General features: G+C 52.1%; 10 protein-coding genes. 7 read left to right on the top strand and 3 right to left on the bottom strand.

The features are described 5' to 3' along the window. The 4 genes from uvrA to Q0Y46_RS11940 all read left to right on the top strand — a co-directional run. Window positions 1-4,151, top strand: a 4,151-nt coding sequence (gene uvrA / locus Q0Y46_RS11955; RefSeq protein ID WP_297947622.1) for an excinuclease ABC subunit UvrA, incomplete at its 5' end; no start/stop codon positions are given. A 54-nt stretch (window positions 4,152-4,205) separates the two neighbouring features. Further along, a complete protein-coding gene (locus Q0Y46_RS11950; protein ID WP_297947620.1) occupies window positions 4,206-6,575 on the top strand; it encodes an SUMF1/EgtB/PvdO family nonheme iron enzyme in 2,370 nt (789 codons plus the stop codon). A 1-nt stretch (window position 6,576) separates the two neighbouring features. Then, complete coding sequence (locus Q0Y46_RS11945) at window positions 6,577-7,191, top strand: hypothetical protein (RefSeq protein WP_297947618.1); 615 nt, start codon at window positions 6,577-6,579, stop codon at window positions 7,189-7,191. A gap of 16 nt (window positions 7,192-7,207) precedes the next feature. Next, window positions 7,208-8,929 (top strand): hypothetical protein, encoded by a 1,722-nt coding sequence (locus Q0Y46_RS11940; RefSeq protein ID WP_297947616.1) that lies wholly within the window; start codon window positions 7,208-7,210, stop codon window positions 8,927-8,929. A 76-nt stretch (window positions 8,930-9,005) separates the two neighbouring features. Here the strand turns inward: Q0Y46_RS11940 and ychF are convergent, their stop codons facing one another. Then, on the bottom strand, window positions 9,006-10,103 hold the full coding sequence (ychF, locus tag Q0Y46_RS11935) for a redox-regulated ATPase YchF (protein WP_297947614.1): 1,098 nt from the start codon (window positions 10,101-10,103) through the stop codon (window positions 9,006-9,008). Window positions 10,104-10,684: 581 nt separating this feature from the next. Between ychF and Q0Y46_RS11930 the strand changes: the two genes are divergently transcribed. Beyond that, a complete protein-coding gene (locus Q0Y46_RS11930) occupies window positions 10,685-12,253 on the top strand; it encodes a hypothetical protein (protein ID WP_297947612.1) in 1,569 nt (522 codons plus the stop codon). Window positions 12,254-12,270: 17 nt separating this feature from the next. Continuing rightward, window positions 12,271-13,395 carry a sialate O-acetylesterase gene (locus Q0Y46_RS11925; RefSeq protein WP_297947611.1) on the top strand — a complete coding sequence of 375 codons (1,125 nt, stop codon included), beginning with the start codon at window positions 12,271-12,273 and terminating at the stop codon, window positions 13,393-13,395. Here Q0Y46_RS11925 and Q0Y46_RS11920 read toward each other — a convergent pair whose 3' ends face one another. Both Q0Y46_RS11920 and Q0Y46_RS11915 read right to left on the bottom strand, forming a co-directional pair. Further along, window positions 13,396-14,931, bottom strand: coding sequence for a hypothetical protein (locus Q0Y46_RS11920; protein WP_297947610.1), 1,536 nt, complete (start codon window positions 14,929-14,931; stop codon window positions 13,396-13,398). It lies immediately after the preceding gene. Beyond that, window positions 14,928-15,758, bottom strand: coding sequence for a DUF4423 domain-containing protein (locus Q0Y46_RS11915; RefSeq protein ID WP_290958940.1), 831 nt, complete (start codon window positions 15,756-15,758; stop codon window positions 14,928-14,930). The genes Q0Y46_RS11920 and Q0Y46_RS11915 overlap by 4 nt, the downstream gene beginning before the upstream one ends. A gap of 118 nt (window positions 15,759-15,876) precedes the next feature. On the opposite strand from Q0Y46_RS11915, the gene Q0Y46_RS11910 reads away from it, so the two are divergent. Then, entirely contained in the window at window positions 15,877-16,887 is a 1,011-nt protein-coding gene (locus Q0Y46_RS11910; protein WP_297947609.1) for a hypothetical protein, read from the top strand. Window position 16,888 lies beyond the last annotated feature (1 nt).

The following is a 16,888-nucleotide window of genomic DNA, read 5'->3' as shown; positions in this document are numbered from 1 at the left end:
GGGACATGTGGCATATTTACCACTTCCGCAAGTACATGCAGATTGGCGTTTGCCCTGAATGCCACGGCACGCGTATCAACCGCACGGCAAATGCGGTTACGTTCCACGGGCACAACCTGACCGAGATGACGGAATGGTCCGTCGAGAAGTCGGTGGAGTTCTTCAACAAGCTCGACTTGTCCGAGAAGGAAAAGCGAATCGGCAAGGAGATTTTGAAAGAGATTCGCGGGCGACTTTCTTTCTTGAATGCGGTGGGGCTTGGCTACCTGAATATCAACCGCAAGGCGTCCACATTGAGCGGTGGCGAGGCTCAGCGCATAAGGCTTGCAAGCGCCGTGGGTGCTGGCTTGCAGGGCGTGCTTTACGTGCTTGATGAGCCGAGCATCGGCCTCCACCCGCGTGATAACGATAAGTTGCTCGGGATGCTCGAACATTTGCGTGCGCAGGGCAACTCCCTGATTATCGTGGAGCACGACGAAGATACGATGCGCCATGCGGATTGCGTGATTGACGTGGGGCCGGGTGCCGGCGTGGAAGGCGGTCGCGTGATTGCGGCAGGGACTGTTGAGGAGCTTGAGAAGAACAAGGCTTCGCTGACGGGCGCGTACTTGAGCGGTCGCAAGGCGATTGAAATTCCTGCGACTCGCAAGAAGATTGATAAGAATACGCCGAAACTCAAGATTTGCGGTGCCGCCGAAAACAACCTGAAGAATATCGATGTCGAAATTCCGCTCGATGGTGCTTTGACGGTGGTGACGGGCGTTTCGGGCTCCGGCAAGAGTACGCTGATTAACCAGATTTTGCGTCGCGAATTGGCCCGCGTGTTCTATAATTCCGAAGAACCGGTGGGTAAGTTCGACCACCTGGAAGGCCTCGAGAATATCGACAAGGTGATTGAAATTGACCAGACGCCGATTGGCCGCACACCGCGAAGCAACCCGGCGACGTACACCAAGATTTGGGACGATGTGCGCGACCTTTTCGCGAGCATGGAAGAAAGCAAGATTCGTGGTTACAGCAAGAGCCGTTTCAGTTTCAACGTGAAGGGCGGCCGCTGCGATGCGTGCGAAGGCGCGGGCGTGAAAATCGTCGACATGCACATTCTCCCGAGCGTGCAGGTGACTTGCGAAGTGTGCGGTGGCAAGCGTTTTAACGATGCGACGCGCGAAGTTTATTTCAAGGGCAAGAACGTCTCCGAAATTCTCGACATGAGCATTGCCGATGCGGCGGAATTCTTCAAGGACATTCCGAAGATTGCGCAGCCGCTGAACCTGCTCGTGGAAGTGGGCCTCGGCTACCTTACTTTGGGCCAGCCTTCGACAACGTTGAGCGGGGGAGAGGCGCAGCGCATCAAGATTGCTTCTGAGTTGCGCCGCCCGGGTACCGGCAAGACGCTTTACCTACTTGATGAACCGACGACGGGCCTGCACTTCGAAGATATCCGCAAGCTCATGGATTGCCTGAATCGCCTGCGTAGCCTCGGCAACAGCGTCGTGATTATCGAACACAATCTGGACGTGATCAAGTGCGCCGACTGGATTATCGACTTGGGCCCGGATGCGGGCGTTCACGGTGGTCGCGTGATTGCGACGGGTACGCCCGAACAGATTGCGAAGAGCAAGAAGTCCGAGACGGGCCGCTATCTCGCGCCGGTGCTTGCGAAAAAGCATGGCGAGAACCATCATTTTGACCGCACGCTCAAGGGCGGCGAAGATTTGTCGCTCGATATCGAGGTGCATGGCGCGCGCAAGCATAACCTCAAGAACATCGACGTGACGATTCCGCGTCACAAGCTCACGGTGGTTACAGGCGTTTCGGGTTCCGGAAAATCGAGCCTCGCGTTCCATACGCTATTTAGCGAAGGCCAGCGCCGCTTTGTCGAGACGTTGAGCACTTATGCCCGCCGCTTCCTCGGTCGCCCCGACCACGGGAGCATCGATTCCATTTCGGGCCTCGCGCCGGCGATTGCGATTGACCAGAAGAGTGCGAGCAAGAGCCCGCGCAGTACGGTCGCGACCCTCACCGAAATCTATGACTACTTCCGCATTTTCTGGGCGAGGGTCGGCACCCCGCATTGTTTGAAATGCGGGAAGCCTGTGTCTTCGTACAGCGCGGGCGACCTGATGCAATACGCCTTCGATCGCGACTTGAATAAAAAGGTCACGGTGCTTGCTCCGTTCGAAATCAAGGACGTGCTGAAACTTTCCAAGATTCTCACGGAAAAAGGCTACCGCAAAGTTTACCTCGGTAATAAGCTGGTGGAACTCCCGCTACCGAAAATTCCTACCCGCGAAAAGCAATTGTTTGCTGTCGTTGATACGGTCGTGGTCAAGGAAGAAAACCGCGCCCGCCTGGTAGAAGCCTTTGAACGTGGCTACCGCGACGGAAACGGAATTCTGTATGTGGAAGACGAGAAGGGCGGTCGCTTGGCCTGCTCCGAAAAGCCGGGCTGCCCCGAATGTGGCTGGTACATGGATTCGGCGCTGAACCCGAAGCACTTCAGTTTCAACACGCACTGGGGCGCTTGCGAAACCTGCCTTGGCCTCGGTCACGATTACGATGGCCATGTCTGCCCAGACTGCCATGGTGAACGCCTCAAACCCGAATACCTCGCGGTACGCATCGGTGGCAAGAACATCATGGACGTGAACCACATGAGCATCGCTCAGGCTTACGAATGGTTCAATAACGAAAACTTCAAGCGCGACAATTTCAAGGGCGACAAGAATGCCGACGGCAAGATGACGGTCGCCGAACCCTTGCTCCGTGAAATTGTTGGCCGTCTGAACTTCCTCAAGGGCGTGGGCCTTGGCTACATCGGCCTCGACCGCGCAGGCGATACGCTCTCCGGTGGCGAATCGCAGAGAATCCGCCTAGCAAGCCAGATTGGTAGCGGCCTTGAAGGCGTGCTCTACGTGCTCGATGAACCCACAGTGGGCTTGCATGAAAGCGATACGGCCATGCTCCTTGATACGCTTTACCGCCTGCGCGATTTGGGCAACACGCTTGTGGTCGTGGAACACGACATGAAGATGATGCAGGCGGCAGACCACATTATCGATATGGGCCCGGCGGCGGGCGAGTTCGGTGGCGAGGTCGTCGCCGAGGGTTCTCCCGCACAGCTTTCCAAACCTTACGCCTTACAGCAGTTCCCGCGCAGCGAGACGGTCAAGTACCTTACGCACACCATCCCGATGGCGAACGAGATTGCGGCAAGGCCCATCACGGATTCTACGGAATTCTACGAGTTCGAAAAACTTAAGCACAACAACTTGAAGAATTTGTCTGTAAAATTCCCGAAGGGCGCGATTAGCGTGGTCTGCGGCGTGTCGGGTTCGGGCAAGAGTTCCATGGTCATGGACGAAATCTTCCCGCGCCTCAAGAAGAAGTTCCAGGCCCGTGGTCGCAAGAAGCAGAGCGGTGAAGTGTTGCTGGTGGACCAGAGTCCGATTTCGGGGACACCTCGCAGCACGCCCGCGAGTTTCACGGGCGTACTTGACGACATCCGTAGGCTGTTCGCCAAGTTGCCGCAGGCCAAGTTGAAGGGTTTCGATTACGGGCGGTTCAGTTACAACTTGGTCCGCGGCCGCTGCGAGGCCTGCGAGGGCCGCGGTGCAGTCGCCATCGAGATGCACTTCCTCTCCGACGTATGGGAAGTCTGCGACGTCTGTGGCGGCAAGCGCTACAACCAGGAAACCCTCACCGTCACCTTCAAGGGCAAGAACATCGCCGATGTGCTCGACATGCGCGTCGCCGAAGCTTGCGAGTTCTTCAAGGACCAGCCGAAAATCTTGCCGAAGTTGGAATGCCTGCGCGATGTAGGCCTCCCGTACGTAAAGCTCGGCCAGTCCGTTACCACGCTCAGTGGCGGCGAATCCCAGCGCCTCAAGCTGGCAGCGGAACTTGCCCGCAAGCCTGCCCAAGAAATGGTTTACCTGCTCGACGAACCGACTACAGGGCTCCACCTCAAGGATATCCAGATTCTCTGGAACATGTTGCGTAAACTTTCGGCCCGTGGCGATACCGTTATCGTCATCGAACACCATCCCGATATCATCCGTCTTGCCGACTGGAAGGTGGAATTGGGCCCCGTGGGTGGCGAAAAAGGCGGATATTTGCTCAATATGGGGGCAAATGGGACTGTTCTGTAACTTTCATGTAAGCAAAAATATATCTTTAGTCCGTAAGACCACAAAGGAGTTTTTATGCGCTTCCTTCATTTGTTTGCGTTGCTTTTAGTTGTGCCGGCATGTCTTTTTGCTGCCGGCGATAACAACTATAAGATTACTTTGGACAAGTTCAAGGTTGGCGCCAAAATGGAACCGACGGCGGGCCAGATTATCGAGCTCGAGAAGAATGCTCTTTCAATCCAGCCGGGATTCCCGCTCAAGGAAAACGCCTTGTACCTCCGCCAGAAGAAGGGCGCGAAGGAATACAAGTGGTTTGTCGGAACAATAAATCCTGAAAATTTTAAGGAAGTCCATGCGTTCAACCTCTCGGAAAATCGGTTGAAAGTGGGCGAAGTGGTCTTGATGCGTTTTTACGCTGCCACGAATTCCAAGGCGTTCCAAGACGAAACAGATGTCTATTTTGACAAGGAATACATTTATTCTACCCGCCTGCCTAAGTTGTACTTTTATAAGAACGGCCGCTGGCAGATGTTGAAGGAAAACGATACGCCATCTATCATTGAATTTAACTGGGGTGATGGAAAGACGGAAATTGCATCCGAGGACATTTCTGTCAAGAAGGGCGTGCGCTATGTGCATCCCGTTGATCCAGGGCTCTATACCTTTATCTACATGAAGAATGACTGCATGCCTTATGCAGAAATGGTATCGGTCAAGCCGGCCTCTGTCCACGTTATTGCACCGAAACTTGTTCCCGCTACGGTTTCGGGGAACGAAGCCCCCAAGTTGACTGTGAACAAACAGATGTTGGACGCTGCGGCAAACTTGCAGGAAACGGAGGAACTGTACGACCGCTTTACGGCCGAAACTCAGGGCACAGAAAAATCGGCGGATTCCTCTGCGTTCTACAAAAATTATCCGAAGCAGATGAGCGCCTCCGCGTTCATGACATCGCCGTCTTCCATGGAATATCGCAACTACGTTGCTCGCTACACGTCGAAGCGCAACGAATCGTACGCCATGTGGAAGAAGGGGCAGAATGCAGAAGTTGTTGCGCTGGAAGCGGCCTTCAAGCACAAGTTCGACAGTTTGCAGGCGTTGCCCAGCCGCATGTATGTGTGGCCGAACACTGTGAACCCGGTTTACCCGATTGCCATTCCGGAATATTCTGCGGAACTGAGCCCTGCTGCGGTTCAGACTCCCGATTCGACGAATACGCCTGCTCCGCTTCAAGAACCGGTTGCACCGCAGGAACCTGCAACTCAAGAAGGCGTTGCTGCGGTCGCTCCTGAAGTGGCTCCCCAGCCGGCAGCGCCTCAAGTCCCGGCAGAAAAGATTGAGCTTGTCATTGGTCATCCAGGTGACCGCTATGATTTCCGGTGGACTGGCAAGGCTCAGGGAATCGATACCGAAAACTTGATTGCCCTTATCCGGAACGGTAAGGTGAACATGATTGTCACGCTCCAGAACGACAAGCCAGTCTGGGTATACCAGAATGATAAAGTTTCTAGCCGTCACCATTACCGCTATGTGAAAATGGAATTCGAGTTCAACGGGCAGATTTACCCGAGTGAAGGGGACTTCATTTTGCCGACCTATATTTTGCGCCAGCCGGAAGTTCAGGATTGGCTGCATCCGAAGCCTGTCGAGTCTTCTTCGTCGGCACAGCCGGTTTCCTCCTCTTCTTCTGTTCCCGAGTTAATCGTTATCCCGCCGTCTTCTTCTTCCGAAGATTCTCGCGTTATCCATGATGCTTTCCGCGGCGATGTCGTGATGATTGATTCAGGTTCGTTCCGTTACAAGGGACACGTGGTGGGCATTTCGCCGTTTGCAATTCACGTGACAGAAGTGACGCAGAAATTCTTTGCCACGACGATGGCCCGTCGTGATTCTGCTAAACGAGTCGAGGACCGCTCCAAGTTCAAGGGCGACGAAAAGCCCGTACACAATGTGACGTGGACTGTCGCGAAGGAATTCTGCGAACAGTTGGGTGGTGACCTGCCTAGCGAAGCCCAGTGGGAATTTGCTGGCCGTGCCGACAACAACGAAGGAGCACTTTGGGTCTTGGACGATGTCCCCGATCCTAGTAACTATGCGGTTTACAGGGACAATTCCTACAAGCTCGGCAAGGAATCCGAAGCCTATGGCCCGCAGCCTGTGGGCAAGAGAAAACCGAACGCTTGGGGAATTTACGACATGTCGGGTAACGTGGCCGAATGGACTCGCGACAAGCATTTCCCGATTGCGTTCTGGATGGAAAAATCCAACCCGAGCGGTTCCATGTTCGGGTACCTGAAAGTGTTCAAGGGCGGTTCCTGGAAGGATAGCGAAAAAGACATAAACCTCGTCGAAACCGATGACGAAGATCCGCGCTACTGGTCCGATAGAATCGGATTCCGCTGCGTGTTCCCCCAAGATGTAATCAAGAAAAAGAATGGAAAGTAAAGTGGAAAAAAAGCAAAGCGAAAATTCCCTCAAGGATTCGAAGGAATTCAAGTTTTTCAAGAAGTTAGCGGCAGTCCCTTATTTGCTCGTGTTGCTTGCGCTGTTGATGCCGCTTGCGAATGTGTCGTGCTCTTTGGATGAGGCGAAAACAAAACCGATTCTAGAGGCTAGCGTCTACGAACTCGCGACAGGGATAGATTTGGACAAGTCCCTTGCGCCTGATGCTTCCAAGCAGTTGCACAACATGATTGACAAGAACGAGGCAACGCAGAAAAAGCTTACTGCGGTGATGCCGAATTTTCCGAAGATGGAACCAATGACGTACCTATGGGGAATTGCGATTGCTGTGCTGCTCGCGGCGGCATTTGTCTTTATCTCGCCGCTCGGTTCCCTGACGATGGGAATGCTTGCCATGTTCTCGTTGTGGGCCATGCTGATGCAACTAGGAGGGCTGTGCTCGTCTTTGGGAATCCCGATGCTGAAGGTGGATCCCGGAGTCGGCATCTATGCCGCCAGTGCCTTGATTCTAATCGGTTCTGCGATGAACCTTGCCGTGATTATACGCCCGATTGTCGAGGAAGTCAAAGCGAAGCGCGCTGCGAAGAAACATAGCTGAAAAAGGGGATAGGACCATGGAAAAATTGTTGGTGATAGGCACCCTTGTGCTTCTTTTTGCGGCATGCTCTGAAAATTCTAGCTCCAGTTCTTCTGAAACCCAGGATGATTCCGGTTCGTATGATAACTCCGCATATTGCCGTGATAAATATGGCATTACTGAAGAGGATTCTTGGACGACCGACCTTTCTGACAGCAGTTATGTCGTTGATGGTCTCTGTGACTATATGTCGAAGTACATGAGTGAAATGTTCGCCTTTTTTGCAAGGTGCGTGTCTTCCAATTTCAGCGAATCTGATAACCGTGTTAAAATGGAAATTTCCACCGAAAGTGGAACTAAGCATATTTGGACGGATATTTCTGGGTGCAAGCACAGGATAGGAAGTGCCGGAGATTTCGAGAACTGGGTTTCCGGTTTGAGCGATTGGACATTTGATGATTGCATTTGCAAAGAAGAAAACGGCAATACCTACTATTTAAAAAAGAGCCCGAGAAAAGAGGAAAAAAGCTCCAGTTCTTCGTCGATGAGTTCGGAATCTTCGAAACAAATTTCATCGTCTAGTAAAAAAACGACTCAGTCTGTGCAAAGTTCCAGTGCCATGAGCAGTTCGAGTGAAACACGGAAAGACAGCTCTGAAACAAAATACCCTTTTATTAAGGAACAATGTACAAGAGAAATCGGCAATCTGAAAGTTTCTTATGACGGGACTTATTATGAATGCGAGTATTGGTATTTGGAATGGATAAAGGTTGATGAAGCTTCTTTGCTGCCGCCAGAAAAAGAGGGAAAGATCTGTAAAGAGGATTTGTACAATACGGTGGAAGTGTATGACAAAAATTATTATCTCTGCGAAACGACAAACGCATGGATTTTGCTGGATAGCATAAAGTCTGTTCCGTATAGATATAAGGATAGCCTTGGAACCTGTGATACGATTTCTAATAAGGTCCTTCACTGGAGCGAAGCGGATGGCGCATTTTTTGGTTGCACAAATGTTGATGGGGTTGAAGAATGGAAACGGGTCATTGTGGAACCGTCCCCCACTTACCTTTTACCGGTGTCGTTTGATAGGAATAAAATTGCGGGTCAGAGTTTGGGTGATTCTTTGTATAAAGTAACTATAGATGGGGCTGAATACCACTTTTCTGTCAAGACTATTAATGGTCAATATTTTTTTGTCCTGACGCATATGGTGATTGATGACGTCAATTATGTGGCGAGTACTCGTGGTCGACAAATATTTTTGCGAGGCGAATTGGGAGTTGATTCTATTTTGTTGAATTCAATTCAAAACAAAAGCTCCTCGTTTGATGATTTTTATGCTGGATGGAAGGAACGCCTCAGTCAAGATTGCATTTGTAACGGTAAAATTGTCGAAGTGGATGATTCTATAGTCTCTGCCGTGCGTTATAAGGAAAGCGTCTATATGGATTATGAAACTGCTAAGACGTCGTGCCCTAGAGGGTATCGCCTTCCCGACACGACCGAACTTAAGAAATATGGCTTTCAATATCTAAATGATGCTCCGATATTTTGGACGTATGGAGTAGCTCGTTGTTCGTTGAATAATAAAATATATGCGAATGTTTTTTGGGCAAGTACCGAGAAGGATCCCGGAACGCAATATTGCTTTGAAACATCGATGGATGGCGTTACTATGAAAGGAAAAGCATCGCGCATTGTAGAATGTCCCAAAGACTTGTACCCTATGGTACAAACCCTCTGTATTCAAGAATAAGTAAAAGCCTAAACATAAAGGCTCGAGCTTCGAACCCCGAGCCTCTAGCCCCTAGATCCTAGCCCCTAATCCCTAACTACACATTGAACAAGAAGTACATGATGTCGCCATCTTGTACCAGGTAGTCCTTGCCTTCGGTGCGGACGAGACCAGCTTCCTTGGCGGCGTTCCAGCTGCCGTGCTTGAGGAAGTCTGCGTAGCTCAGCGTTTCGGCGCGGATGAACCCGCGTTCGAAGTCGGTGTGGATGACGCCTGCGCATTGCGGTGCTTTGTAGCCTGCATGGAACGTCCAGGCGCGGCATTCCTTTTCGCCGGCGGTGAAGAACGTGCGGAGGCCGAGGATTTCGTAGCCTTTGCGCACAACGGCGTCGAGGCCCGATTCCTTCATGCCGAGTTCCTTGAGGAATTCAGCCTTGTCGGCGGGTTCCATGGCCGAGAGTTCTTCTTCGATCTTTCCGCTGATGACGATGACTTCGTGGCCGTTCTTGGCGGCGTATTCCTTGAGCTGGTCCACATAGGCGTTGCCCGTGAGGATGTCGTCTTCCTTGACGTTCGCGCAGTAGAACAGCGGCTTGGCAGTGAGGAGAGCGAGGTCCTTGACGACGCCGATCATTTCGTCGCTGTCGTTCATGACGGTGCGTGCGGAGCGGCCTTCTTCGAGAGTCTTTTTCAAAAGTTCGCAAGCGGCGAGGCGAGCCTTCGCTTCGGCGTTGCCGGTGCGGGCACCCTTGGCTTCGGTGGCGAGGCGTTTCTCGACGGAGTCAAGGTCCTTGAGGATGAGTTCCGTTTCGATGACTTCCACGTCGCGGACCGGGTCCACGGAACCGCTCACGTGTACGATGTTCTCGTCGTCGAAGCAGCGGATGACTTCCATGATGGCTTCGCATTCGCGGATGTGGGTGAGGAACTGGTTGCCGAGGCCTTCGCCCTGGGCAGCACCTTTCACGAGGCCTGCAATGTCCACGAATTCGGTGACGGCGGGAACGATGGACTTGGGATTGTAGACCTTCACGAGTTCGTCGAGACGGCTGTCCGGGACGCTCACCATGCCCACGTTGGGCTCGATGGTGCAGAAGGGATAGTTCGCGGCTTCGGCGCCGGCGTTGGTGATAGCGTTAAAGATGGTGGACTTGCCTACGTTCGGGAGGCCTACGATACCGCATTTGAAACCCATGATCGACTCCGATTTTCTAGCCTTACGGCTTCTGATTTATTTCAAGGGGGAAAGATAGCTTTTTTTTCGGAGCAGGTACTTTGCCATGTTTTATTCTTTTACACAATTTGAATCATGCGGGAGGGGCCCCAGCTCAGAGTTGCGAAGGCCGCACGGGCCCCTCCCTGCACCCTCCCCATCCTTGGCCGACGCTTCTATTCTCTCGACGGAGAATAATATGCCTTTGGTATTGATTGACGATCTCGCTTTGTGTAAAAAAAGAGGTAATTGGAGTATAAAGAGGTATATGGATTTTTTTCTGTGGGAAATGATGGAGAAAATTTTTTTGGGGTGTGGTTAGGGGGGCAAATCTGGCTTTTTTGCGATATTTTGCAGGAATGTAACTTTTTGTTATCGTTTTTAGCGTGAAAACGGGCATTGACGATTTTTTGACATTTTGTCAATAAACGAAATTTGCGGTTTTAACCCTATTCTATGGGGATTAGATAATTTATAGCTAGTCCCAGACTACACGGGAATGTGGCTTCTGGGGGTTGGTTTGCAGTGTTGGTTTGGAGTTCTTTTTTTTAGGAGGACCGTTTATGCGTAATGCCGTTCTAGGTATTATTGTTCTAGGTTTATGCGGCTATGCATTTTCCGAAATCCCTCTCAATTTCGATACCGAAAACCGTGGCAAGGATTTAGGTGCCAAGGCCGGAGAACTCAAGGAAAACAAGAAACTTCCCAACCCGTTTGAATTCAATGACGGGTCCAAGGTCGCGACTTTCGACGACTGGAGCAAGCGTCGCAACGAAATCAAGGCCGATATCGAGAAGTACGAGATAGGCGAGAAACCGATACCTTCTGATGTTACGGCAACGTATAGCGGAGGCACCCTCACGGTGACAGTCAAGGAAGGTGGCAAGACCGCGACGATTACTTCCAAGTTCAGTATTCCTTCTGGAGAGGGCCCGCACCCGATTATCATTGGTATGAATAGCGGTACGGGCTCGCTTTCCTCTAGCATTTTTAGTGGCTTTGTGCAGGTGCCCTTCAGCCATGACCAGGTGGCCAAATATTCCATGAACGGCCAGAAGGACACGGGCGTAGGTTTCTACAAGTTCTACGGTGACAAAAATTCCAATGGTGACTATTCTGCATGGTCTTGGGGCGTGAGCCGCTTGATTGACGGCCTTGCGCTGATTGCCGAAGAACATCACCTTGACATGAGCAAAATCGCGGTGACGGGTTGTTCCTACGCAGGCAAGATGGCTCTCTTTGCGGGCGCCTTTGACGAACGCGTGACGCTTACCATTGCCCAGGAATCGGGTGGCGGCGGCATTAACTCCTGGCGTACCTCGGATGATTTTGCCAAGCGCGGCACGAACATCGAGAAGATTGACAACACGAACTACAGCTGGTTCATGCAGAGCCTGCAACGTCAGGATCCGTACAAGCTCCCGCACGACCACCATGAACTTATTGCCATGATTGCTCCGCGTGCGGTGATTGCTCTCGGCAACCCCGGTTACGAATGGCTGGGCGACGAATCGGGTTACAAGTCCATGATGGCGGCGACCGAAGTGTGGAAGGCCATGGGCATCGAGGACCGTATCGGTTTCGACTTTACCGGTGGTCACGAACATTGCCAGGCGGCTTCGAGCCAGACCAAATCGGTGACCGCGTTTGTTGACAAGTTCCTCCGCAATAAGGAAGCCAACACGGATATCCACGTGAAGCCCACTAATGGTAAGGGTTTCAAGATAGACAACTATGCTGACTGGATCGACTGGGAAACTCCGACCATCAAGTACGAAGCGTCCACCACGACAACGCCTCCTGGGGATTCCACGACGACGCCTTCTGTGAATGATTCGACTACGACTACGCCGGGTGACAGTTCCGCCACCGATTCCACCACGAAGCCTTTGTTCTCGGCTGTGAGGGGTGTGGCTCCTGTTGCCGAAATCGATATTGTCGGTAATTTCCTCGCTCTGTCCGGAGCTCCTGTAGGTGCCGTAGTCAAGCTGTTCGACCTCCAGGGTCACTTGGTCAGTGTCTTGGGCGAGAATGGCGGATTGATTCCGCGTTCCGGAAAGTTCGTTGCCATGGTGCTCAGTTCCAATGGTTCTGTGCTCATGACGAAGAGTTTTACCCATAGGGCTCGTTAGTTTGTACGAGAAGTAAAATGCATAAATCTATTTTTCCTGCGTTTGTTGTTGCTGCTACAGTTTCCTTGAGCTTTGCCCAGGACCCGAACCTCCACATTTATCTTGCCTATGGGCAGTCCAATATGTCCGGTCAGGCGGATGTGACCGCAGCCGACCGTGCGGAGGATCCGCGCTTCTTGGTCTTGCGTGCGGCAAACCATTCGAATCAAAAGGTTGGAGAGTTTTACCCTGCTGCACCGCCAATGGGACATAGCGCGTCCAAGGTAGGAATTGTCGATATCTTCGGTCGCAAGATGGTGAAGGAATTGCCCGACAGTATCAAGATTGCTGTCGCGAACATCGCCATTGGCGGTCAAAGCATCGACCTGTTCGACAAGGACCGCAACAAGGCGTATGTCCAGAATGCAAAGAACAAGGGCGACACGTGGTGGATCCAGTACCTGGATGAATACGGTGGCGACCTCTACAAGCGCATTGTGGAAATGGGAAAGATTGCAAAGGAAAAGGGCGTCATTAAGGGGTTCCTTTTCCATCAGGGCGAGGCGGACTACCAGATGAACGACTGGCCCAAGCGTGTCAAGAAAGTTTACGACGATCTTATTAAGGATTTGGGATTAGACTCAACGAAAGTGCCAATTCTTGTTGGGGAACTGGCAACAACCGCTGCGGGTGGAGATCTGGGCTGGAGAAACAGTGCAGTTGCCGAAGCGGCGAGTCTAATCCCTAATGGTCATCTCATTTCGGCAGAAGGTTGCCCCGCGTTGAAGGAACCGAACTACACGCTCCATTTCACGCGAAAGGGTTATGAAACGTTCGGTGAACGTTATGCCGAAAAGATGCTCGAACTGCTGAAGAAGGCCGAACCGGAAGTTCCGCCGGTTGATACCTCGGCAAAAGACACTGCAGTTGCTGTTGCTGATTCGTCTGTGAAGGATTCTTCTGTTTCTGTTGCAGATACTTCCGTTGCGGATACTTCGACGACTGCTATTCACAATTCAAAATCCACGGAATTAGCCATAAGATACTCCTCCAAAAACAACGGCCATCTTGTCTACGATGAAAAACGCCATAAGGTGTTTATCAGCGTAGAAAAAAATGGTCGAAAATGGCTAATCGATGTCACGGGGGGTCGGAACAGGTAACTACTTCAAGTCGTCCCGGTTGATGCCGTACATCCTTACGTTGTCGACCAGGATACTGCTCCCGTCATAGGCGAAGATTGTAAACCTAGTTATCCGATTTCTCGTGACATCCCAGCCGTGGTATTTCACTGTATCTTTCGTGTCGAAATCCTGCGGACGCACTGCGTAGCGTGTCCAGCTTCCGTCGCCTTCGGCTTTGTAGGTGGCCTTGAAGTTGGTGTCGGATTCGATAATTGTTTCAAGGATAATCTCGATTTTTCCGTCGGTCTTGATCCAGACTTCGACGGAGTCGAGGCGGCTCAGGTCGTGCGGCGTGTCGCTGATGCGCGTGCCGATGACGACATATTCCGGCTTCTCCGCCTTGTAGTTTACTTGAAGAACCTTGGACTCGAAAGCTCCGCCACCGGAATCGATGACGCCCTTGCGGATGTCGTCGGCGACGGAATCGTAGACGGTGGCCCCGTCGTGAGCCTGGACGTACCAGTCCTTCGGCGTGAGCGGCTCGGGGAGGTCGTTCTTGAAGGTCGGGTTCTCGAAATCGAGTATCTGGACGGTATTTAATGCCCAGATGAGGGAGTCGCTAAGGTCTTCCCATACATCGGCTCTTTTTTGCGGGGCTTCGGTTGAATCTCCCCACTCGAGCGTCCAGAGCTTTGCAGTGTCGGCTTTGGATTCGATGCGAATATTAATCACACCGCTCTGGATGTCCTTGTCCCATGTGTCAATCTCGATGGGGAGCGGGTTGCCCTCGCTGTCGAGCAGGTGGACATCACTTCCGTCTTCAGTCGTCTCGAAGAAGTTGAACGTGGAATCGAGGCGCAGTATGAGGACTGTCGGTATCGGTAATGGACGCATCCAGCTGGAAATCAATTCACGTGGATTGATTTTCATCGTCCTCTTGAACACGATTTCGTCGGTGGTGTCGGAAACGTTGCCCACGTCGAGTGTATCGTTTGCGGGCACGGACACTTCTGCCTCTGCGATGAACTTCTGGATATTGGGGACCCAGGCCTTGAGCTTGAGGTCGCCGGCGGGCAAGTTGCTGATGGCGAAGGCGCCCTTGCGGTCCGTCTTTTCGACCCTTTCGATACCCTGCATATAAATCCAGGCGTATTTCGCGGAGTCGGGCAGATCGACGCGGCCCTTGATGGTGCCAGGCTTGGCAAGCGCCACGCTGTCGATGGTGACATTGGGGGTGAGCTTGTCTAGCGTGTAGTTCGTGACAATGGAATACTTGTCCTTGCTGAACTGGACGGTGAAGGAGCCTTCTTCATGGCCGTCGATACGCATCCAGCCATCTTCGTCGGTTGTTCCGGAATAGGCGAAATCAACGCCGGAATCGGTCTCGTTGGTGTCGGCAACGTACCAAGAAGGTAATACCCGGTAGGCGACACCGTCGGCCGGTTCGTCCCCGTTAAATACCCTGATGGCGATGGCGTTTTCAATTTCTGTCGTATTGCCTGCGCTTTCGGTATGGTCGCAGGACATCAGAAGGCCAAAGGGGAGCAAAAAGAGCAGTCTCGATGTGTATCTCATTTTGACTTCCTCTTGTTGTTCTGGGCCACCGGGAAAAGGGCGAGATTAAGCTGCATCACGCGGTCCGGAACGCTGCACTTGTCAACGCGAATCTGCAATTCTTTTCGGAATTCTCGAATCATGTTTCTAATATCGTTAAACCCTTTGGCATCTACCGCCATGGTAATTGTAGAAACATCTCGGTCGCTTGGGGGGATTTCGCTGAGCGAACGAATGGCAAATTGCATGACTTTTGCCTGAAAACTGCGGATTGCCTCCGCTTTTTCGGCCCCTTGGATGGTAATATGGGAGTCCGAAATCTTGACTAGGTTATCGTTTAATGGCTTGATGAAACCCAACGACTTAAGAATATCTAGGCTTGCCTGGGCCTGTTCCTCAGTAATGGGCGGGATAAGGCTGCTGGCAATTTCGGCAACGTCGATGTTGCCGTGTTTGACTTCGACCAGGGCGCGGACGACGACCGTCCACCATTCGCTCAGGTACTTGATTTCTGTGTCTTCCAGCATGTGGCGCTTGACATCGCGGAGCTGGAAGGCCTTCTGCATAATTTCGGCTTTCTTCTTTTCGGACTTTGTACGGGAGGCGACCAACAACAGGTCGAAATACATGGCGGCTCGACCTTCGAGACCGAGCATCTTTTTTGCGGCGGGTACTGCATGGACGGGCAGGTTGCGTTTTTTCTGTACAATATAGTACGCGTGACTGGCGTCCAGCCCCAGCATTTTTCCGAGAGTGTTGAAGGAATACAGGGAGTTCTTTTTCTTATGCTCCTGGTAGTAATCCTTGATCATATCCCGGTAGTCATCATAGTCAAAGATTTCTGCCATGACATACTCCATGATTTGTTTAAAATATACTTAAATTTGAAAGAAAGAGAATAATACCATAAGGCTATTTTTTTGACGATTTGTTAAGACGGAATGTGAAAAAATGCACAATAAACGCGTGATTTTTCTTTTAATTCTGTGTCTTGCGACATTGTTTTTTGCGATTCGCGAGATTAAGGATATTTCGGACCAGCGAGCAGAATTTGAACACCACAATTCGTTGGTGGTCGAGGCAAACGATTGCCTTGCTTCGGGGGATTGGATATGTGCCGAAAAGGGAATCCGAGCATTGCTTGCGGAAACCCCGGACGATACGAACTTGCAACTGCATTTGGCAGGAATCTTGTTCGAGCAGGAACGGTACGAGGAATGTATCCGTTATGTGGATTCTCTGCAGCGTGGCGGAGCCGATTTCAAGGTGCTCAAGGAAAAGTCCCAGACAATCATGCGCGAGATGCGCGAACTCAAGCTGGAATCGTCGGACCATTTTCGCTTGGAATTCGAGGGAACTCCTGCCTTGAACGATATTCTCGAGGCGTTGAGCGTTCTCGAGGTGGCGTACGATTCCCTGTGCAGGCTTTTCGATTTCAGACCGGCGAACAAGATGGGGCTGGTGCTCTATCAATCTTCGGAATACCAGGGCGCGGGTCCGCGACCCGACTGGGTCGGGGCCGTCTTCGACGGCAAATTGCGCGTCCCGGTCAATGTGATGCAGTACCGCGAAGTGTACCGCCCGATGCTTTTCCATGAGTTGACGCACGCCTTTGTCCGCGCAATGACCCGCGCCAAGGTCCCGCTTTGGCTGAACGAGGGAATCGCGCAGGTTGTCGACGCCTCGCGCAACGACAAACCACGACCCGAAGGGCCCGTCCCGGATTTGGAAATGTTGACGCAGCCGTTCGTGAACCAGGAAAATTCCGAGGTCGCTACCCGGCTCTACTGGTATTCGCAAAAAATGGTGGAGACGCTGCTGTATCGCGACGGAGTTACCCGCGGGGACGAACGTGCGGTCGAGTCGGTCCGCAAGTTGCGCGCCTGCATCCAGGATTTGTACACGCTCGGGACTGACGGCGCTTTGAAAAAACATTACGGCCTGACGGCGGCGCAGTTGCTGGACCAAGTGAGGTAAA

Source organism: uncultured Fibrobacter sp. (assembly GCF_947305105.1).
GTDB lineage: Bacteria > Fibrobacterota > Fibrobacteria > Fibrobacterales > Fibrobacteraceae > Fibrobacter.
Note: the sequence above shows the minus strand (reverse complement) of the source record. Positions and strands in the feature narration are given on the sequence as shown.